We start from the raw sequence: 20,265 nt of genomic DNA on the forward strand, positions 1-20,265 counted from the left end.
CGACCTCTCGGCAACGTTACGGCGGGTTGACGTGAAAACTGCCCACGATTTTGGCAATGTGTAGTTTAGGAGGAAATATGCGCAGTCTTTCTTTGCTTGGAATTCATACTGACAGCGAGCACCTCGTCTTGGTTGACACAGACGGTGAGCGCTTCCTTTTACCCCTTGATGAAGAGCTGCGCTCCATCGTGCGCCAGCAGCGCCGAAAAGTCGTAGCAGCCCTGTCCACCTCTGACGCTCAGGACTTGCGTCCAAGGGACATTCAAACTTTGATTCGCGGCGGCGCCTCCGCCCAAGAGGTTGCCACCAGTGCCGGTCTGGACTTGGCACAGGTCAAGCGCTATGAAGCCCCAGTTTTAGCGGAACGGATTTACGCCGCCCGTCAGGCTCAGGAAACTCGTGTTTCCCCGGAAAAGGACGCTCCGGCCTTGGGCGAACTGGTGATAGACCGTCTGGCCACTCGCGGAGTTAGCCCCGCGTCTCTGAGCTGGGACGCGACCCGGCAGCCCGGCGAAAACTGGCTGGTTCACCTGGAGTTTGTGCAGGACGCCAAAGCGCTGGAGGCGAACTGGGAATTTGACCACGAAAACCGCACTTTGACAGCATTGGACGAACAAGCGCGCTGGCTGACCGAGACCGCCACCCCCGCCGGTTCCGACGCCCTGTTGAACCGGGGACATTTCCGTTTTGATTTCGGCTCAGAGGCTGATGCCTCCCCTACCACTGCCACAAAACCTGTCCCAGCACAGTCGCCAGAAACCAGCGCCACCGAAGCTCTGCTCGATGAGTTGAACGCTGCTCGAGGAACCCGGCTTTCCGTGGTGACCGGGGACGAAGAGGACGACGTTTCCGCGATGGAAGCCGCTATCGCCTCCGGGTTTGCTCCCGACGCTCAGACCGCACCGCCCGCCGCACCCGCTCCGGACGCCGCTGCGGATCAACCAGACGCGGACGTTTTGCCCCTCGATGCCGCGAAACGGCAGTCCTCCAAGACAGCTCAACCACCCACACAGAATACAGAAAACGGCGTGTTGCCGGGGATGGAGGATTTGCAACCGAATCCGGCTCAGCCCCCCGCCGATACTGCTAAACACACCACGCGCCGGGGTCGTGCCGCCATGCCCTCTTGGGACGAGATTCTGTTCGGCTCTAAGGCCGACTGAGACATTCTCAGCTGCAATAACGCAGCATCGGGACGCGCATTTCCTGCTCGCTCAAGCCTCCGTGCAAGCCTTTCATCTGGAACACCTGTTCTTTAAAAAAGCGCGAATCCAAGGTTTGGCCTGTCCCCGCGGCGAACACCACCACATCGCCCAACAGTTCCGTTCGGCGCACCGGCGTGCCGTTATAGGAGGCAAACAACGCCTCAGTTTCGCTGCGATTCAATACTTTGGCTTCGGGCAGCAGCGTCTGCAGGCTAACTTGCAACGCCGCGGCGGCTCCCGGTTTGGCATGGACGTGCAGGGCTCGCCCTTCCCCGCTGGTGTCCGCGATGAATTCGGCCGCCGCAGTTTTCGCCAAATCCACGGTGACCTCTGGGGATGTGTTCAACATTCCGTGGTCCGCGGTGATGATGACCCTCACGCCAGGTGCCAGGCTATCCAGCATGATTCCCACCGCACGATCGGCCTTTTCCAGGTTCTTCACCCACTTCTCAGACCCCACCCCGTAACCATGTCCGGCATGATCGACTTCCGCCATATAGAAATACGTCAGTCCGCCCTGTTTCGACACGCTCGCGGCATCACGAGCTCGCGCATCCAAGTTTTCCGAAGCCACATACGTGGCGCCCCGCAGGGCAGCTCGCGTCAGTCCGCCGCCAATAAATTTTTTCGGTCCCAAAGCAAAAGCCGGAATTTTTGCTGCGCTGAGACGTTCAAACCAAGTCGGTTCGGTTTGGAATTCCTCTACCCCTCCCGGGTAATCCTCGAACGTAATCAAGTTGAATTTCGCCTGCGCCACCGGGTCTATCAGCTGGTAGGACAACATATTGTGTCCTCCGGGGGCCATGCCGGTCAGGGTGGAAGTGATGGCGGCCGCGGTAGTGGAGGGGCATACACTGCGGCCGGTCAAGGGCTGCTCTGAGGCTGCGGCGGTCTTCACCAGGGCACGTAAGTTCGGCGCGTGTCCCAGATATTCGTTCAGGTTCCACCACCCCAGTCCGTCAATCAACACGAGAACGAGTGGGGCGCCGGCGGGGCTACCCGCCGCATCGGTTTCCACAGGCAGCCCCTGAGGTAAACGGGGCCACCCGGCTGCCTCGAACTCACCTACCAGCAGGGCGTCAAGGCGCAAATCAGGATCGTTCGCGGTCATGATTTCAGTGTGAAATTCCGTCTCACTCACCCTTCCATTCAATCATTTCCGGCCCCGCCGGTGTGGCAAGCGGCGTAAGAGCGGGAAAAATCGTAAGAATTGATGTCATGTCTGACTCCCCCCTCGAACACATCCAAGACATCGACATTAACGAGGAAATGGAGCATTCCTTCCTGGAATATGCCTATTCAGTCATTCATGCGCGCGCCCTGCCAGATGCGAAAGACGGTCTGAAACCGGTACAACGCCGCATCCTGTTCCAGATGAAACAAATGGGCTTGACCCCGGACAAAGGGCACGTAAAGTCCCAGCGCGTCGTGGGTGACGTCATGGGTAAGCTGCACCCACACGGAGATTCGGCCATCTACGATGCTCTAGTGCGTCTGGCTCAGCCTTTCACCATGCGCGTGCCGCTTATCGATGGACACGGCAACTTTGGTTCCCTCGATGACGGTCCCGCCGCAGCGCGCTACACGGAGGCGCGACTGGCTCCCGCCGCCTTAGCGCTGGTGGACGACTTGGACGAGGACGTTGTTGACTTTGTCCCGAACTATGACAATCAGCTCACCCAGCCCGCGGTACTCCCCGCAGCGTTCCCTAACCTGCTGGTCAACGGCGCGAATGGCATCGCGGTGGGCATGGCCACCAACATCCCGCCCCACAATGTGGGCGAAACCATCAACGCCGCCATCTACCTGCTGGATCATCCGCAAGCCGATACCGCGGAACTCATGAAGTACTGCCCCGGCCCGGACCTTCCCGGCGGCGGAATTATTGTGGGCTTGGACGGAATCCGCGAAGCCTACGAAACCGGGAGAGGAATTTTCACCACTCGTGCCCGGGCGACTATCGAGCAGGTCACGGCGCGCAAGCGCGGCATCGTCATTACCGAACTGCCTTACCAGGTCGGCCCCGAAAGGGTGGCTGAAAAGCTGAAAGAAACCGTCAGCTCCGGCAAGGTCAAAGGCGTTTCGGGCTGGCAGGATCTGTCTGACCGAACTCACGGAATGCGCCTGGTGGTCGAGGTTAAGAACGGTTTTCATCCCGAGGCTGTTTTGGCTTCGCTGTACAAGTACACTCCCCTACAGGAATCTTTCGGCATTAATACGGTCGCCCTAGTCGATGGTCAGCCGCGCACGCTGGGTCTGAAAGCAGCCCTGCAAGTGTTTGTCGATCACCGCATTGAGGTCACGCGGCGGCGCAGCGAGTTCCGATTGAAGAAAAAGCAGGAACGTCTGCATTTGGTCGATGGATTGCTCATCGCCGTACTGAACCTGGACGAAGTCATCGAGGTCATTCGGACCTCGGATGATTCCGCCGCGGCCCGCCAACGCTTGATGGCGGTATTCGATTTGTCCGAAGCCCAAGCGGAGTTCATCCTGGAGCTGCGGTTGCGCCGGTTGACCAAGTTTTCTCGGCTGGAACTGGAAGCAGAAGCTGACGAGCTGCGCCAAGCGATTGCCGAGCTAGAACAGATTTTGGCGTCCACCGAGAAACTGCATGACGTGGTGCGAAATGATCTGCGCCAGACTGCGGCGAGACTCTCCACGCCGCGGCGTACCGTGTTGATGGAAGAGGACGGTTCGGCCGTGGCGGCTTCCGAAGACGCCGCGCTGCCGGTTTTCGGAGCAATGACGGTTACGGATGTGCCCTTGGAGGTTCCCGATGTGCCGTGCCGGATTGTCCTGGGTGCCGACGGGCGGGCTATCCGTTTGGCGCATACCGGTCCCGTAACGCGCTTAGAGGGGTTCAACAGTACGGTCGCCGGCTCTATCTTGACCCATACGCGGGGGTCTTTCGGGGTCGTTACCTCATCGGGTTTTGTGGTGCGCCTGGACGTATTGAATCTTCCTCCAGGAGAAAAGTCCCCGCTGGCTGGCTCTGCCAGTTCCAATGCTGCCGGGTCAACAGAATCGGCCGCGACGGCAAGTGCCGCGGCAAACGTTGCGGCGAGCCTCGAGGAAAGCGCGCCACTCTGGTCTTTGGACGGAGCACCGCAGCTGTCAGCAGCAGCTCGATTGGAGGATGGGGAAACCGTGGTCGGTATCCTCACCTTGGATGAGGATGAAACGGTCGGAATGGTGACCGAACAGGGCATCGTGAAACGGATGCGTCCGGACTATCCCAGCACTCAAAACCGGTTTAGCATCATCAACCTAGAGGGCACTGACCAGTTGGTTTACGCCGGGGCTTGCCCGGATGACGCCCAAATTGTGATGATTTCAACGGATGCCCAGCTGCTGCGCACCCCGGCGAGTAAAGTTCGCCCCCAAGGGCGCAACGCGGGCGGGGTCGCGGGTATGAACCTGAAAGAAAATACGCAGGTTATTGCCGGGGCAATCGTCCCTGATGAGCTGGTCGCCGCTACCACTGTAGCCACTGTTGCCGCCATTATGAACGCCATGCCCGGAGCAAACCAAAGTTCCATCAAGCTCACGCCTCTGGATCGCTATCCCATAAAAGGCCGGGGTGCACAAGGGGTGCGGGTGCAGCGTTTCCTGAAGGGCGAGTACGTGCTCGATATGGCTTTTGTGGGTCCTGATCCGGTTCATGCTGTGGACGCGAAAGGTAAGCCGGTCAAACTGCCGGAACTGGACGAACGTCGGGACGCTTCCGGTTCGAACTTGAAATCTAATATCGCCTATTTTGGTTGATACAGGATTTCAGTATATTTCCTTTTCTGTCTAACGGGGCCATGGCAAAGGCAATACATTGCACTCGCGGCGCGATGTTCAGAGCCTCAAGCCCGTTCTCACTCGCTTTTTCGTGTCGGCAACGCAGCGGCTGACTGGCGGTTCATCTGAGCGACTTCCTCACGCAAAACTGAGGGATCCACTGACTTTTGCGCCTCAACAGGCAAGTTCACCACCCACTCGGTCGAGCCTCCGGTAACTTCATACCCAAAATCAGTATAAAGCTTCGCGACTTCTGTCGGATTTTCCTGGTCCAGCCCTACCGCCGCGAACTGCATTCCCGATTCCTGGTAAGCCGCAATGGCGTGTGACAGCAGTGCCGCGGCGACCTGTGTTTCCGCATAATCGGGCAAAACTCCCAGGATTTCGGTATAGCCTTGGGTGAACCCCATCGCCTCCCAGTCCTGCTCGTAGCGAGCGGAAAGCAGATAACCCGCGACCTCGGCGACATCGCTGGACTTGTCCAAGGCTATAAAAGACCACTGTGGAGCAAAGAAAGGCCGATTCGACTGCCACGTTTGCAAATCTTGGGCGGGAGCCCCCGTCGCCAGAGCCATCAACTCATTGTGAGCCCGGCGCACATGGTCATCGAAATCCGCAGACCACGGGATAATTTCCAGATACTGGCCGGGTGCCACCAGTTCCCCCGGTGCTGCCAAATCTCGGCGCAGTTCCAGGTAAGTATGGGCGGGCTGAAAACCATTCTCCTGCAGTTGGTGCGCCGCATCTCTCGCCGCTCGATCCACGAAACACACAATCTGGGCCGGTCGCGGCTTTTCCGCCAGCATGGCGTGAGCGGTTTGAACTTCCCATTGGAAAATGATGGAACCGACTCCGCGATTCCGCCAACTCGCCTCCACGCCCCCGGAACAAACCGCCTGGAATCCATCGGTTTCCTCGACACGCACGATGGCGTAGGCGACCATCCGCGAGTCCTGGTCCCAAGCGCTCAGGCCACAAAAATCGGATTGAAAAATCGAATCAACTTCTGCCTGCGAAGTGCGATAGGGCGGATTGTCGATACGTTCCATATCGACTATGAGCCGCATCAGGTCCCGCTTATGCGCGGCTTCCAGCGGTTTCCAGGTGATGCCTGGAGTGGCAGCTGGATACGCAAAAAGTTGAGCCAAGTCTCTCCCTCGCTTGTTAGGAGCCGTTGCCGTGAGCTCGGTTAATGCGACCGGTGAAAAAACCGCATATAAACCTGGAGCTTATCTGACGATTCTAGGCGTCAATCATCTCGGCGTCCAACTTGGAGGCTCCCTCGATGATGAATTCCCGCCGCGGCGGCACCGCCGAACCCATCAACAGTTCAAAGACTTCTTCCGCCCGGTTGACAGCGGCTTCATCACTTAAACGGATTCTCCGCAGCGTGCGATGTAACGGATCCATGGTCGTTTCTGCCAACTGGTCGGCGTCCATCTCGCCCAGGCCCTTGTAGCGCTGAATGGGTTCCTTATAGGTTCGCCCGGTCTGCTCCAGTTTCCCCAGTTCTTTGTGCAGCTGTTCCTCGGAATAGGTGTAGCGGAACTCGCCCGGCGTCTTGCCTTTCGCGTTGACCTGAATCCGGTGCAGCGGCGGAACGGCCGCAAAAACCCGACCTGCGGCAATCATGGGCCGCATATAGCGGAAGAACAGGGTCAACAGCAGCGTGCGGATATGCGCCCCATCCACGTCCGCATCCGTCATCATGATGACTTTGCCGTACCGGGCTTGTGAAATGTCGAAAGTCCGCCCCGACCCGGCCCCAAGCACCTGGATAATCGCCGCGCACTCCGCGTTCGCCAGCATCTGGGCGGTTCCGGTCTTTTGCACGTTGAGGATTTTGCCGCGAATCGGGAACAGGGCTTGGAATTCGGAGTTCCGGGCGGCTTTCGCGGTGCCGAGCGCAGAATCGCCCTCCACGATAAACAGCTCGGATTTCTGAACATCGTCACTGCGGCAATCCACAAGTTTCGTCGGAAGTGTCGAGGTTTCCAACGCGTTTTTCCGCCGCGTGATTTCTTTGGACAGCCGGGCGGACAGGCGCGAACGCATCTCGGCCACGATTTTGTCCAGAAGGGCGGAAACTTGGTTCTTGTCCTCGCGCTTCCGGGAATTCAGTTTCGCTTCGAGCCCCTCAGTTACGACTTTGGTCACAATCGGCTTAACTTTGGCGCTGCCCAGGGCTTCTTTCGTTTGCCCCTCAAATTCCGGTTCGGGCAGGCGCACGGTGATGATGGCGGTCATGCCCGCCAGAATGTCCTCTTTCTCGATTTTCGATTCTTTAGCGCCCAGTTTCAGGCGCCGCGAGTTGGCTTGGATTGCCGCGCGTAGGGTTTTCACCAGTCCTGCCTCGAAGCCGGCCAGGTGCGTGCCACCGACCGGGGTCTCGATAATGTTCACGTAGCTTTGTTCCACGGTGTCATAGCCCACTCCCCAGCGCAGCGCCACGTCAACCTCACAGGTGCGCTCCATCTCTTTGGGTTCCAGGTGACCCGTTTTCTGGTTCGGCACTTGCACAGTCTCCGTGAAGGTGCCGCTCCCCTGTAGCTGCCAGGTGTCGGTGATGGCTCGGTCCGGTGCAAGATAGTCCACAAAGTCGACCGTGCCGCCCTTGTGCAAGAACGTGTCGGTGAGGGTTTCCTCCCCGCGCAGGTCGGTGACGGTGATGGATAATCCGGGAACCAGGAACGAAGTTTTGCGCGCCCGGTTGGACAGGTCCTCGTAACTGAAGTCAACGTCCTTGGGGAAAATCTGGTAGTCCGCCCAGAACCGTACCCGCGTCCCGGTGGTGCCTTTCTTAACCTTGCCGAGCTTTGTCAGCTTTGAAGAGTGTTCAAAAGGATGGAAGTCATTGTTGGGGTTCAGTTCCTCCTTGTCGCTGAACACCCCGGGTTCGCCCCGACGAAACTGTAAGCCGTGGGTGACCCCGCCCCGGTCTACCGCCACGTCCATTCGGGCCGACAGGGCGTTGACCACCGAGGCTCCCACCCCGTGCAAGCCTCCCGCGACCTTGTACAGCCCCGCGTCGAATTTGCCGCCCGCGTGCAGTTTCGTGTACACGACTTCCACACCGCTCAAGCCCGTGCCAGGCACTTCGTCTATCGGCACCCCGCGTCCGTTGTCGCGCACTTCCGCCGAATGATCGGGATAAAGCACGACTTCGATGTGGTCACAGAACCCCGCCAGAGCCTCGTCGACGGAGTTATCGATGATTTCCCACAGACAGTGCATAAGTCCGCGCCTGTCGGTCGAGCCGATATACATAGCAGGACGCTTGCGCACCGCCTCCAGCCCCTCCAAGACGGAAAGGTGGTGGGCGGAGTAATCAGAGACATCTTTTGCAGTAACCACGGGCTATATCCTATGTGCAGCGGCGCCGCGGTTCAGGTTGCCTTGCCGAGCAACCCGCTTTTTGTCCCCCGTGCTCTCGGTTTTCGCTCTGCGTGGCCCCGTAAAACTGCTGGTAGACTAAAAGGGCGATAAGGCATGAAACCCACGACACAGGAGGCGTCAACTTTGGAGCTGAAGGTTAAGACTTTTGCGCAGCTTAGTAACACGGAACTGTATGCAATCTTGAAACTGCGGGTTGATGTTTTTGTGGTCGAACAGGCTTGCCCCTACCCGGAAATTGATGGGCGCGATGAGGATTCTCTGCACGTGTGGCTGGAACAGGACGGCGAGATTCTGGCTTACCTGCGCGTCTTGGACCGCGGCGTGGAGAGCGAATATGTCGCAATCGGCCGCGTCATTGCCGCGCGCCGCCGCCAGGGTCTGGGTTCAGAAATCATGAAAGCGGGAATACGCGTGGCCCAAGAGAGTTTCCACGCCGAAGCCATCTATCTGGAGGGACAGGTCTATGCCCAGGGTTTCTATGAAAGCCTCGGGTTCCGCCAGATTTCCGAGCCCTACTTGGAGGACAATATCCCCCATATCAAGATGCTGCGCGAGTCTGACCCGAACTAAACGCGAGCCGAACCGGGATGTGGAGCGCCCCCAGCGACGAAGCGCCCCCACTAAAACAGATACAGCGTTAACGCGATGACGCACTAGCTAACGGGGGTCGCTGTTAGTTCAAGTAATCGCGCAAAGACTGAGAACGGGCCGGGTGGCGCAGCTTGGACATAGTCTTGGCCTCAATCTGGCGGATGCGCTCGCGTGTCACCCCGTAGCGGCGCCCGATTTCGTCCAAGGTCTTGGGCTGACCGTCTTTGAGGCCAAAACGCATCGCAATCACGCCAGATTCACGCTCGCTCAAGGTGTCCAAGACACGCTGTAGCTGTTCTTGGAGCATCATGAAGCTGACCGCGTCGGCGGGAACCACTGCTTCGGAGTCTTCAATCAGATCCCCGAATTCCGAGTCGCCGTCCTCACCCAGCGGGGTGTGCAAGGAAATCGGCTCACGACCGTATTTCTGGACTTCCACGACCTTTTCCGGGGTCATCTCGAGCTCTTGCGCCAGTTCGTCCGGGGTGGGTTCGCGTCCCAGGTCCTGCAGCATTTGCCGCTGGACGCGGGCCAGCTTATTAATGACTTCCACCATGTGTACGGGAATCCGGATGGTGCGCGCCTGGTCCGCCATGGCACGGGTGATGGCCTGGCGAATCCACCAGGTGGCGTAGGTCGAGAATTTATACCCTTTGGAATAATCGAACTTTTCCACCGCTCGAATCAAGCCCAGGTTGCCCTCTTGAATCAAGTCAAGGAACAACATACCGCGTCCGGTATATTTCTTTGCCAAGGCCACCACCAGCCGCAGGTTTGCCTCCAGCAGGTGGTTCTTTGCCATCTGTCCGTCCTGAACCACATAGTGCAGTTCCCGAATCTGTTTCGGAGTCATGGTTTCCTGGCTGGTTTTCAGCAAGTGGTCTGCATACAGCCCGGCCTCAATCCGCTTGGACAGGTCCACTTCCTGTTCCGCGTTCAACAACGCGACCTTACCGATTTGCTTTAAATAGTCCTTAACCGGGTCAGAAGTCGCCCCGGCCACGGTTACTTTTTGAGCCGGTTCGTCCGTGTCGTCTCTCTCGGAAAGCGTGTACTCAGCGCTGGTCGGAGCCTTGGCTTTAGCGCCTGACTTAGTTTCACTGTCTTTCGACTTTTCGCCGCCAGAATCCTCTGCGTCCTCAGATTCCTCAGCGTCTTCCGTTTCCTCGGATTCCTCGGCATCGTCTGAGTCTTCGTCGTCGCCCTCTAGGTTTTCCAAGTCCTCATCAGCGATTTCGGTATCTTCCAGTTCGCCTTCGTCAGGTTCGCTTTCCTTTTCTTCGGCTTCGTCCTCGATATCAGCTTCGTCCTCGGCGTCAAGTGCCTGTGCCTCCAAAGACTCTTCGGGGAACTCCTCATTCTTTGCCGATTTCCCGCTCTTCTTCGTACCCGCACCAGCCGGCTTGGCGCTGGCTTTGGTGGCACGAGGCTTGCGCGCCGGAGCTTTTTCAGCCGCAGCAGCCGGTTTTGTCTTGGCAGCGGTTTTCGTCGTCGAACGAGTACTCGTTTTCGCCGTGGTTTTCGCGCCAGTCTTCGCGGTTGTTTTTGCGGTGGCCTTGGCGGGAGCTTTCGTACCAGCCTTCGCCGTGGTTCCGGTTGCCGTTTTCGCAGAAGTCTTGGTGGCCGTCTTCGCCGTAGTCTTGGCACTCGTCTTTGCGGTCGTCTTCGCGCCAGCCTTTGCGGTCGTCTTCGCCGCACTCTTGGCGCTGGCAGCGGCTTTGGTCTTCGCCGAGGATTTGCCGGAAGTTTTCGTAGTCGTCGAAGTTTTTTTTGCCGCAGCAGACTTGGTTGCAGTTTTCCTAGTGGTGGAACCAGTCTTGGAGCCCGCTGCCGCTTTACTGGCAGTCTTACGAGTGGTGGCAGAGGTGGTTTCGCCTTGATTTTCAATGGTCTTTTCGCTGGTAGACACCGAGAACCTTTCGCATTGAGGGATTGTTTCAAAACGTACAAGGCACAATTATAATTTCATACTAACAAAATTCCTTGTGACATGGTAAATTTAGGTCATGCTCGAGGAAATTTCCCTGATAGCTGACGTGCGCTCCGGTGTCGGCGCCCGCCTAGCTGAACCGTGGAAATATTGCACCAGCAAAGCCCTCACCACCACGCAGCTTGACGAGTTTTCCGCGCCCACTATCGGACTACTGAACCGCGGCAAGCGTTTTCGGGCTATCGCCGCCTACATGGGGTGGATTAGCGCCGCTGGCCCCCTCAAAACGGACGAGATTCCCGACCAGCTTCTGGACCTGGGTGCCAGCCTAGAACTGTTCCAGGCTTCGGCTCTGGTTCATGACGACATCATCGATGAAGCGATGAAACGCCGCGGCCTGCCGTCAGCGCAAATCGCGTTTATGACTTCTTTCCTCTCTGGTGGACCTCGCTTCGGGGAATTTGCGGCCATTCTCTGGGGCGATTTGCTCTATGCGGCAGCAAACTCTTACTTTTCCCAGTCCATCAGCACGCTCTCTAATGAGAATTCCCAAAAGGCCTGCGATTTATATGTCTCTATGCAAGCTGAAGTGGCTTATGGACAGTTCCTCGACCTTTCCGCGGAAACGCGCGAGATTTCGCCCAATCTGCCGCCGCGCAAAGAAGACGCTATGGAGATTATCAAGCACAAGACCGCGCGTTACTCAGTGGTGATACCGCTGTTGCTGGGGGCCGCACTGCGGGGTGCCAGCGATTTCCTGATAGAACAGTTGGAGGGGTTCGCCACTCCCCTGGGCGTGGCTTACCAGTTGCGCGATGATGATTTGGGAATTTTTGGCGACCAAGAACTGACCGGGAAACCGGCCGGGGATGATATTCGTTCTGGCAAACGCACGGTGCAACTCGCCCTCGCTTGGGAAATGACTGATGACCAGGGACGAGACTATCTGATGCGCTACTGGGGGGCGCCGGACTTGACCCCGCCTATCATTGACAACATTTGTGCCATCATCACCGGTTCCGGAGCACGGCGCGCCATTTCCGACCTGATGAATGAGCATCTGGAACAATCCCAGAGATACCTTGACGCCATGCCATGCGACACGGAAGTGAAACGGCAGCTCGCGGCTTTCGGATCCTCCCTGGTGAACCGCGCCAACTAGAGAGCCAAGGCTCCCGCCACGCGGCGCACAGCTTTCTTGCGTCCTGCCCGCAACGCGTTCAACGGGGTGTCCCCCAGGCTGTCGTCCTCGCTGAGTATCCAGTTCATCGCTTCGGCATCGCTGAACCCGCCGTCGCGCAACAGTATCAGGGTGCCGCGCAGAACCTCCAGCGGGCCGCGGTAACCCCCTTCAGACTCGTCAGCTACCAGGAAAACCTGGGGAATACGCAGCTTTCCGTCCTCTGGCGAAGGTAGGGCCAGCAGGGATACATCTTTCAGCCAGGAGCGAATGGCCTTCGCTTCCACGCCCAGATAAGCCGCCGCTTCACTGATAGTCAGCCAGTTATATTCCTTCCAGATTTCACTCACAATGCAAAACTAATGCAAAAAGCGGCGCATCACGGGGAGGGACACAGAAATACCGAGCAATTTAACCTAGACTTTTGGGCGTGAGTGACGAAGAAAAGGAAAATTTTGACGGTACCGGAGCCACGACCGCGGTGCCGGCACCAAAACCGACTTCCACGGGACGCCACTCTAACGGAGAGATGCCTGATTCTTTCGCGCCTTCCCTGCCCGCTGCCGCAGCTCCGCAAGCCCCGAAAAATCCCCCGGATCGCCTGGTGGGACAGACTATTGATGCCCGTTATGTCATTGAAAAGCGAATTGCCCGCGGCGGGATGGCTACCGTGTACCGGGCGCGAGACACGCGCTTGGATCGGCCGGTAGCTTTGAAAATTATGTATCCGCACCTGGCGGAGTCAACGGACTTTGTGGCCCGATTCCGCCGCGAGGCTCGTGCGGCGGCAAAGCTGACCCATCCCGGCGTGGTTGCGGTGTATGACCAGGGCAGCGCCCAGGGCTCCAGCTACCTGGTTATGGAACTGATCAAAGGTCCTAACCTGCGTACTTACCTACGTTCGCAGGGCTGCCTGCCGGTGGGCGAAGCCCTCAAAATTACCAAAGAAATCCTCCAAGCCCTGGCCGCCGCCCACCGCTCCGGCCTGATTCACCGCGATGTGAAGCCAGAAAACGTGCTGTTGCCGGAAACCGGCCAGGTAAAGGTCGCCGATTTTGGTTTGGCGCGCGCCGCCTCCGAAGTCACCGCTGCCACCACCGGCTCAATCTTGGGGACGGTAGCGTACCTGTCTCCCGAAACCGTCTCGGGGGCTGCCGCGGATTCCCGCGTAGACGTTTACGCGACCGGCATCATGCTTTTTGAGCTTTTGGCTGGAGTTCCCCCGTTCTCCGGCAATTCCCCCATCCAAATTGCCTACGCCCACGTGAACAAAGATGTTCCCCACATTAAAGATACCGAGCCTTGGGTGCCGCAGCCCGTCGACGACCTGATTGCGAAACTCACGACGCGAGACCCTGCCAAACGGCCTTTGAACGGTGATGCTGCCCTGGAACTGGTCAACCAAACCATTGCCGAGTTGGACCCAACCGAGATGGCGCTGCGCGGAGATACTCCAGCGGCACCCAGCACCCCCGATGCAGACTTGGACCAGGAACTGACCCCAACTCTCAACGAAGTTCCGCTGCCCGGCGCTCCCGGCTCTCCAACGCATCGAAAGTCCTGGTGGAAACGCCGCCGGGAACGTAAGGCAGGAGCCGCACTGACCCCAACGACCCCCACGACGCCTGCCGTTGCGCCCGCGGACGGCGATACAGGCACCCCACACAAGAAGCGAGGGCCTGTGATTGCGGCGATAATCGGTGCCATAGTCCTGTTGGCGGCTATCCTGACCTGGTTCTTCCTGTGGGGTCCGGGTTCGTTTAGACCCATGGTCGACGTGGTCAATCAACAGTGGTCGGACGCCTCCAAGTCCCTCACCGCTGCCGATGTGCCTTTTGAACGTGTGGATGTGTTCGACGACAACGTTCCCGCCGGTAACGTGGCTCGCACCAATCCTGCGCCCGGCAAGCCGCTGGGACGTTTCCAGACCGCGAAAATTTTTGTCTCCAAGGGCGTCGAAATGCTGACAATGCCCGATTTGACCGGAAAAACGCGAGAGGAAGCCTTGGAGCTGGTGAGGAAAGCTCGCTTTGACACCCCGCAGATTAGCGAGGACTTCCACGACACCGTGCCCCAGGGGCAGGTTTCCGTGCAAGATCCGGCTCCAAATGCCAGCGTAGCGCACAACACTATTGTGAAAATTACGCTTTCCAAGGGACGCCAACCCGTATCGATGCCAGATTTGGTTGGTCAACCGAGCCAGGAGGCTCAAAACGAGTTGACCCGGGTCGGTTTGCAGCCTCAAGTCACGGAAGATTTCTCGGATAGTGTGCCCAAAGGTAAGGTCATCAGCCAAAGCGTGGCCCCCAATACCACGGTTCACCGGCTGGATCAGGTGGCCTTGGTGGTTTCTAAAGGCCCGGAAATGGTGGCGGTGCCAAATGTTTTCGGCAAAAACGAAGGTGATGCCCGCGCCGCCCTGGAATCCGCCGGGTTTACGGTGAACGTGAAACGGACTTTCGGGGATTCCAAGCGAGTCTTGAACTCTAATCCCTCCGCAGGAACCATGGCAAAAGTCGGCTCCGCGGTGACTATTACCCTGTTCTAAGCACACTTAAACCCGGCGAACCGAGGGCTGCCCCCTCGAAAAATCGCTACCCAATCAACGCCGCACTCGACCCGAAAGGCGCGGATTAAAAACCCAGTGCCGGAAAGTTCTCTAAGTCTGCCGGTTGGATTCCCGGCTTCGCCTGAGCGAGCATTTGTGCTACCAGGAAAGCCAGTTCCAGAGCCTGTTGGTGGTTCAAACGCGGATCCACCAAGGTTTCGTAACGGTTCGCCAGGGCGGATTCGTCGATAGTTTCCGTACCGCCAACGATTTCGGTTACGTCCTCGCCCGTCAGTTCCACGTGAATGCCCCCGGGAATCGTCCCCACGGCCTCGTGCGCGGCAAAGAACCCCCGCACCTCGTCCAGAATCGTCTCAAAGTGACGAGTTTTGTATCCCGAACCGGTCTTTACCGTGTTGCCATGCATCGGATCACACATCCACACCAGAGGAGTGCCGGTGTCTTTGCCGGCTTGCAGCAGGGGGGGAAGTTTTTCCCGGATATTGCTGGCTCCCATCCGGGTGATGAAGGTCAAACGTCCCGCCAACCCCTCCGGGTTCAACCGTTCCACGAGCCCTTTCACGTCATCAGGAGTCGAGTTCGGCCCAAGCTTAACTCCCAGCGGATTTTTCACTTGGGAGAGCAGAGCCACGTGTGCCCCGTCCACCTGGCGAGTGCGTTCCCCAATCCACAGGAAGTGCGCGGAAGTGTCGTACAGATCCCCGCTGATGGAATCCACGCGGGTCAGGGCGCTTTCGTATTCTAGGAGGAGCGCTTCGTGCGAGGCATAAAAATCGGTGGTTCGCAGCGCGTCCGAGGGAACCCCGGTGGCTTTCATAAACTGCATGGCTGCATCAATCGCGGTAGCCACGTCATCAAATTTCGAGTAAGCCCGGTTGCGCATAAAGCCTTTGTTCCACTCGTGGACCCGGCGCATATCCGCGTAACCGCCCTGGGTGAAAGCCCGAATCAGGTTCAGCGTGGCGGCGGAATACTGGTAGCAGGACATGAGCCGGCGCGGGTCAGGAGTGCGCGACTCCGTGTTGAACTCGTGTCCGTTGACCGCGTCACCCCGGTAGGATTCCAAAGTCACCCCGTCGCGGGTTTCTGTATCAGAAGAGCGGGGTTTGGCGTATTGGCCTGCCATGCGGCCCATTTTGATGATGGGCAGTCCCCCGCCGTAAGCCAGAACGACTGCCATTTGCAGAATCGTCTGAATTTTTAGTTTCAGGTGGTCGGCTGTGGACTCCGCGAACGTTTCGGCGCAATCCCCGCCGGTCAGCACGAAAGCCTCCCCGACGCAAGCTTGTGCCATCAGGTTTTGCAGTTCGTTGACCTCTCCGGCAAAAACCAGCGGCGGGCGCTGTTTCAAAGCGGCACAAACCTCGGCGACCTTGGCTGGGTCAGGATAGTGCGGCTGCTGGAAAGCAGCTGCGCCGCGCCAGACAGTTTCAAAATCCCGTAGTGTATTCAAGACCATTTCCGCGTTCTCACTTCGTGTGTTTGCCATTAAAAGCCCTCGCTCCGGGCAACTTTCCTATAGTTTAACCCGGAGCGAGGCAGGTGAGAAAACCTGAAAAGCCTAGGCTTGGCCAATCTCCTGGAGCATCTGGCGGAACCACGGCAGATTCACGTCGAACGGCTTGCCGCCCTTGATGCGCTGGAAATCGATACAGCTCAAACGGTTGCCATTTTCCTCATCGTGTCCAATGACCCCGGATTCTCCGGCGATAGCGCACTGCACGCCGAGGTCAACCATGCCCTTGATGAGCTGCAAGTCAGCTTGATTGGACGGTGAAGAACGCGCGAAGTAACCGGATTTTTGAACCAGGACTTTTTCGGCGTCTACGGCCTTGGCAAAACGCTTGGCAAAGTATTGTCCCGGGTTGATTTCGTCCAGACGCACATGCCCAAACGCGTCACGATTGACGACCTGGTTCTGAGCCTCCATCTCGGCCACAATGTCCATGACCCCGGCGCCTTCGGATAGGAAAATGTTGACGGTGTCGTTTTCGTCCATAATTTTCTTGAGGCGTTTGCCTTCGGCTTCGATATCCATGTGCATCTCCGGCACGTAGATACCGTTAATATCCCAGTGTTTGCGATCCAGGCCCACCGACGGCACAAAGGTTTGCTGATCCAACCACTCGCGATACAGCTTTGCCGAGTACGCCGTCAGCCATCCGCAGTTGCGCCCCATTACCTCATGCACAATCAGCATTCGCGGAGATACCCGAGATTCAGAAATAATGTGCTGGGCAAATAGCGAAGTATTTTCCGCCGCCGTGTAGGCACCCAAAGATTGACGAATCGGCACCACATCATTGTCAATAGTCTTTGGCAAGCCCACCACCGTGAGGTGATAGCTGTGCTCCTCGAGGTAAGCAGCCAAATCCGCGGCGGTCGTGTTCGTATCATCCCCGCCGATGGTGTGCAGCACGTCAACACCATCTTTCACCAGCTGATCCGCGGCGACTTTCAGGGCGTTCTCGCCTTCCTTGATGAGACCTCGTTTCACCAGGTCGGCTGTATTCGTCAGCTTGACCCGGGAGTTACCGATGGGTGAACCGCCATAGAGCTGCAAACGGGCGGCATGAGCCCGGGCATCATCATCAATCCGCAAATACTTGCCGGTGAGCAGACCGTGATAGCCGTGCTCATAAGCGATGATATCCACCTCCGGTTCCAACTCGGTGTACCGTTCAATCAACATGCCCACCGCGGTGGACAGGCACGGCGCAAAACCGCCGGCCGTCAACAGAGCTACTCGCTTCAGAGCCATATTTCTGCCTTTCTCGTTGTCCTATTCCTTAACATTCTAAGATTCATCGCCTGGCTGGGTGGCTAAGTCTGGTGTGGTATCCGGCTGTTCCTCGGAAGGGGAAGTATCCGAAGTCCCCGCCTCACTTGCGGCTGTTTCGGAGTCTTTGCCGGTTTCCCTGCCGGCTTTCCGTTGCGCTTCCAGGCGTTTTTTTACATTGGCGGCATATTCATCGACATATTCCTGGCCGGACAGCAGCATCAGGTCATACATGACTTCATCGGTAATGGAACGCAGCACATAGCGGTTGTTCTCCATACCCTTGTATCGGGAGAAATCCAGAGGTTTTCCGATGATGACCCCAATACGCTCCAACTTGGGGATGGTCTTGCCGATAGGCTGCGATTTGTTCGTTCCCACCATCGCCACCGGAATAATCGGGGCGCCGCTGATGAGAGACAGCCGAGCAATCCCCGTTTTGCCTCGGTAAAGCCTGCCGTCCGGGGAGCGGGTGCCTTCGGGATAGATACCGAACAGCCCGCCGCGTTCCAAAACCTGCAGACCTTTATCCAAAGCGACCTGGGAGGCTTTGCCGCCGGAACGGTCTACCGGAATGACCCCCACGGACTGCATAAAATGCTTGATAATCCAGCCTTTAAAGCCGGTGCCGGTAAAGTAATCGGATTTCCCTACAAAAGTAATTTCCCGCTTGCTCATCAGCGGCAGGAACACCGAGTCGATGACGGCGAGGTGATTGGAAGCCAAAATTGCCGGTCCGGTTTCGGGAATGTTATCCGCTCCGCGTATCCACGGCTGAAACAAGAGGCGCAACAACGGTCCGGCGACAAACTTTGAGAATCTGTACACAGTCGATACCTCCAGTGCCCACAGGGCTTCATGTATAGTTCAAATATGACGTTTCGTAAACGAAGCGGTCACAAGGATCGCGATGAGGAAACCCCTGAGGAAGTCAACCGCCGTTTCGAGCAACTCGCGGCGGCCACTCCCGAACTCGGAGGTTTCGGACCTCGGGACTGGACTCCAGCGGAAGACACTGAAGGCTTCGTGGCTCCCAATCCCCCTTTACCGACTTTGCGGACACGCACCAAGGTCGGTTGGCTGCTGCTGGTTGCCGCCATCATCGGCTTCATAATCCTGGGGATTACGCAACCTGCTTATTCGGCAGTAGCCGCCATTGTGTGCCTGCTGGCACTAGCGGTGGGTATGGGTTTACTGTTGCCCATCCGCCGACGCTAGGGCTCTCAAGCCGCCGCAGAAAGAGCCTGCTTTAAGGCAGCCATCATGGCTTCCGCCTCGTAGGGGGCCGGCACGGTATAGCTGGCCCCTGACCAGCGTGACATCCATTCGTCCTGTTGGCGAGCCACCAGCATGATGATAGGCGGAACTTTATCCGCATGGATATTGAGCCAACGGGCCACTGACTGCCCGCCCTCCTGATAGGTTTCAGCGTCAAGCACCAGAGCCGCATAGCGGTTCTCAGCGAAATTTTGTTTCACCGCATCCGGGGTCGCCACTTCTTGCCATTCTATCGGCGGTATATCAAAACTACCGCTGAGTCCGGCCGCATCCATGACAGTTTGACGGGTATGGGGATTGCCACTGAAAAGCATGACTTGCACGGCATCGGTGCCTGCTATTGCTTCCATAGAATTTGCTCCTTTACTGAGGACATGAACATTTTACCTACCGATGGTGTGCACGCCAAACAGTTCAGCTGCGCCCACCGGCGGGCGTAGCCCGAGCCTGCCAACCAGATGAATCCTCTGTACCTGCCTATTCCAAAGTTGGAAGAGCGATAGCGTCTACAATATCGACAATCTGGACGACCCCGCGCGGCGCGGATTTGTTCGGAGGCCCCACCATCACCAGCCGAGAGCCGACGTTTTTGCCCACCGCTTTCATGGTCTCCGCATCCGCCCACAGCACGCCTTGGCCGTTAATCCAAGTCGAGGTGGGCTTGTCTCCCCAAGAACCGGAAACAACCACATATCCGACCTGGTCGCCGGCCTGAATAGGCTGTCCCTGGCCTTCCAAAGTCCAAACGTTGAAGGCCTTGCCGGGAACTTTTGCCCCTTCAACATACGCCGGCTGGGGTTCGGTGCCGGGACTGCAATAGATGCGCAGACCGTCGGGAAGTTTCGCCCCGGTAGGTTGGGACTGCGCCAAAAGCTGGGTGTAGGCCGCCAACTGGGTTTCTTCCGTCACCGGAGGCGCGAACAAAATGTCTATGACGAACACCAGAGTTTCGCCAGCTAGCGGGTGAACCTGATCCGGCAAGGGCTGCCCGGCGTCTTTAGCGGCTTGTTCCCGTTCCGTAAGCTCCCCGTATGCCAAGCGCGGCGGAATGACGAGCTCAATCCGATCTCCGACGTTGCGCCCGGCCAAACCCCAAGTCCAGCCTTCGATAATGTTGTTGCCCAGAGAAAAGTGGGCAGGTTCGCCCTTTTGCCAAGAATCGTCAAAGACTTCACCGTTCCACTTTTGCCCCTTGTAGTGGACGATGACGTCAGCATTTGCCGAAACAACCGTCCCGGTACCTTCATGCAGCACGGTGCGAATGAAATCCTTGGGAGCCGGTCCCGTTCCTGCCGCAATGCTCGGTTCCGTCCCGAAGCCATCGGGGGGATTCACCGCTGGAACCGGTCCGTTCTCTACCGGTTTTACCGCCGCAGGTTCCGCAGATGTGGCCGGGGTAATGGTCTTAACACAGTTTTTCGGGTTGGCCAGCGGGGCGTTATCCTCTTTGGGGGTCTCTTGGCACGCCGTCAAACCCGCGGCGGCCAAGGCAAACAGGGAAAGTACCGCTAGTTGTTTCTGTAGGCGTTGCAATATTGCTCCTCTTTTCAC

At 57.8% G+C, this 20,265-nt stretch carries 16 protein-coding genes; 6 read left to right on the top strand and 10 right to left on the bottom strand.

The genetic code is table 11. From position 1 onward, the window contains the following. Positions 1-77 precede the first annotated feature (77 nt). Complete coding sequence (sepH, locus tag RQ935_RS01505) at positions 78-1,163, top strand: septation protein SepH (RefSeq protein WP_311496900.1); 1,086 nt, start codon at positions 78-80, stop codon at positions 1,161-1,163. A gap of 7 nt (positions 1,164-1,170) precedes the next feature. Here sepH and RQ935_RS01510 read toward each other — a convergent pair whose 3' ends face one another. Beyond that, positions 1,171-2,346, bottom strand: coding sequence for an alkaline phosphatase family protein (locus RQ935_RS01510; RefSeq protein WP_311496901.1), 1,176 nt, complete (start codon positions 2,344-2,346; stop codon positions 1,171-1,173). Positions 2,347-2,423: 77 nt separating this feature from the next. Here RQ935_RS01510 and RQ935_RS01515 point away from each other — a divergent pair, with 77 nt between their 5' ends. Next, positions 2,424-4,970, top strand: coding sequence for a DNA topoisomerase (ATP-hydrolyzing) (locus RQ935_RS01515; RefSeq protein ID WP_311496902.1), 2,547 nt, complete (start codon positions 2,424-2,426; stop codon positions 4,968-4,970). Between the two features lie 98 nt (positions 4,971-5,068). Here the strand turns inward: RQ935_RS01515 and RQ935_RS01520 are convergent, their stop codons facing one another. Together RQ935_RS01520 and RQ935_RS01525 are read right to left on the bottom strand one after the other, a co-directional pair. After that, a complete protein-coding gene (locus RQ935_RS01520) occupies positions 5,069-6,139 on the bottom strand; it encodes an N-acetyltransferase (RefSeq protein WP_311496903.1) in 1,071 nt (356 codons plus the stop codon). A 94-nt stretch (positions 6,140-6,233) separates the two neighbouring features. Continuing rightward, entirely contained in the window at positions 6,234-8,345 is a 2,112-nt protein-coding gene (locus RQ935_RS01525) for a DNA topoisomerase IV subunit B (RefSeq protein ID WP_311496904.1), read from the bottom strand. Positions 8,346-8,480: 135 nt separating this feature from the next. Between RQ935_RS01525 and RQ935_RS01530 the strand changes: the two genes are divergently transcribed. Then, positions 8,481-8,957 (top strand): GNAT family N-acetyltransferase, encoded by a 477-nt coding sequence (locus tag RQ935_RS01530; RefSeq protein WP_311496905.1) that lies wholly within the window; start codon positions 8,481-8,483, stop codon positions 8,955-8,957. Positions 8,958-9,060: 103 nt separating this feature from the next. Here the strand turns inward: RQ935_RS01530 and RQ935_RS01535 are convergent, their stop codons facing one another. Further along, a complete protein-coding gene (locus RQ935_RS01535; protein ID WP_311496906.1) occupies positions 9,061-10,887 on the bottom strand; it encodes an RNA polymerase sigma factor in 1,827 nt (608 codons plus the stop codon). A 97-nt stretch (positions 10,888-10,984) separates the two neighbouring features. Between RQ935_RS01535 and RQ935_RS01540 the strand changes: the two genes are divergently transcribed. Continuing rightward, positions 10,985-12,070 carry a polyprenyl synthetase family protein gene (locus RQ935_RS01540; protein ID WP_311496907.1) on the top strand — a complete coding sequence of 362 codons (1,086 nt, stop codon included), beginning with the start codon at positions 10,985-10,987 and terminating at the stop codon, positions 12,068-12,070. Here the strand turns inward: RQ935_RS01540 and RQ935_RS01545 are convergent. Beyond that, on the bottom strand, positions 12,067-12,438 hold the full coding sequence (locus RQ935_RS01545) for an Rv2175c family DNA-binding protein (RefSeq protein ID WP_311496908.1): 372 nt from the start codon (positions 12,436-12,438) through the stop codon (positions 12,067-12,069). The two genes, RQ935_RS01540 and RQ935_RS01545, sit on opposite strands and share 4 nt — an antisense overlap. Before the next feature lie 80 nt (positions 12,439-12,518). Here RQ935_RS01545 and pknB point away from each other — a divergent pair, with 80 nt between their 5' ends. Further along, positions 12,519-14,636 (top strand): Stk1 family PASTA domain-containing Ser/Thr kinase, encoded by a 2,118-nt coding sequence (gene pknB, locus RQ935_RS01550; RefSeq protein WP_311496909.1) that lies wholly within the window; start codon positions 12,519-12,521, stop codon positions 14,634-14,636. A gap of 85 nt (positions 14,637-14,721) precedes the next feature. Here the strand turns inward: pknB and RQ935_RS01555 are convergent, their stop codons facing one another. The 3 genes from RQ935_RS01555 to RQ935_RS01565 form a co-directional block, all read right to left on the bottom strand. Then, entirely contained in the window at positions 14,722-16,116 is a 1,395-nt protein-coding gene (locus RQ935_RS01555) for a class II 3-deoxy-7-phosphoheptulonate synthase (protein ID WP_311496969.1), read from the bottom strand. A gap of 102 nt (positions 16,117-16,218) precedes the next feature. Continuing rightward, entirely contained in the window at positions 16,219-17,418 is a 1,200-nt protein-coding gene (locus RQ935_RS01560) for a pyrophosphate--fructose-6-phosphate 1-phosphotransferase (protein ID WP_311496910.1), read from the bottom strand. Between the two features lie 36 nt (positions 17,419-17,454). Then, positions 17,455-18,264 carry a lysophospholipid acyltransferase family protein gene (locus tag RQ935_RS01565; protein WP_311496911.1) on the bottom strand — a complete coding sequence of 270 codons (810 nt, stop codon included), beginning with the start codon at positions 18,262-18,264 and terminating at the stop codon, positions 17,455-17,457. Positions 18,265-18,309: 45 nt separating this feature from the next. Between RQ935_RS01565 and RQ935_RS01570 the strand changes: the two genes are divergently transcribed. After that, entirely contained in the window at positions 18,310-18,654 is a 345-nt protein-coding gene (locus RQ935_RS01570) for a hypothetical protein (protein ID WP_311496912.1), read from the top strand. 5 nt (positions 18,655-18,659) lie between these two features. Here the strand turns inward: RQ935_RS01570 and RQ935_RS01575 are convergent, their stop codons facing one another. Together RQ935_RS01575 and RQ935_RS01580 are read right to left on the bottom strand one after the other, a co-directional pair. Further along, complete coding sequence (locus RQ935_RS01575; RefSeq protein WP_311496913.1) at positions 18,660-19,064, bottom strand: DNA-binding response regulator; 405 nt, start codon at positions 19,062-19,064, stop codon at positions 18,660-18,662. Positions 19,065-19,191: 127 nt separating this feature from the next. Then, positions 19,192-20,247, bottom strand: coding sequence for an FKBP-type peptidyl-prolyl cis-trans isomerase (locus RQ935_RS01580; protein WP_311496914.1), 1,056 nt, complete (start codon positions 20,245-20,247; stop codon positions 19,192-19,194). Between the last annotated feature and the right edge of the window lie 18 nt (positions 20,248-20,265).

The sequence above is a fragment of the uncultured Mobiluncus sp. genome (assembly GCF_963511525.1).
Lineage (GTDB): Bacteria > Actinomycetota > Actinomycetes > Actinomycetales > Actinomycetaceae > Mobiluncus.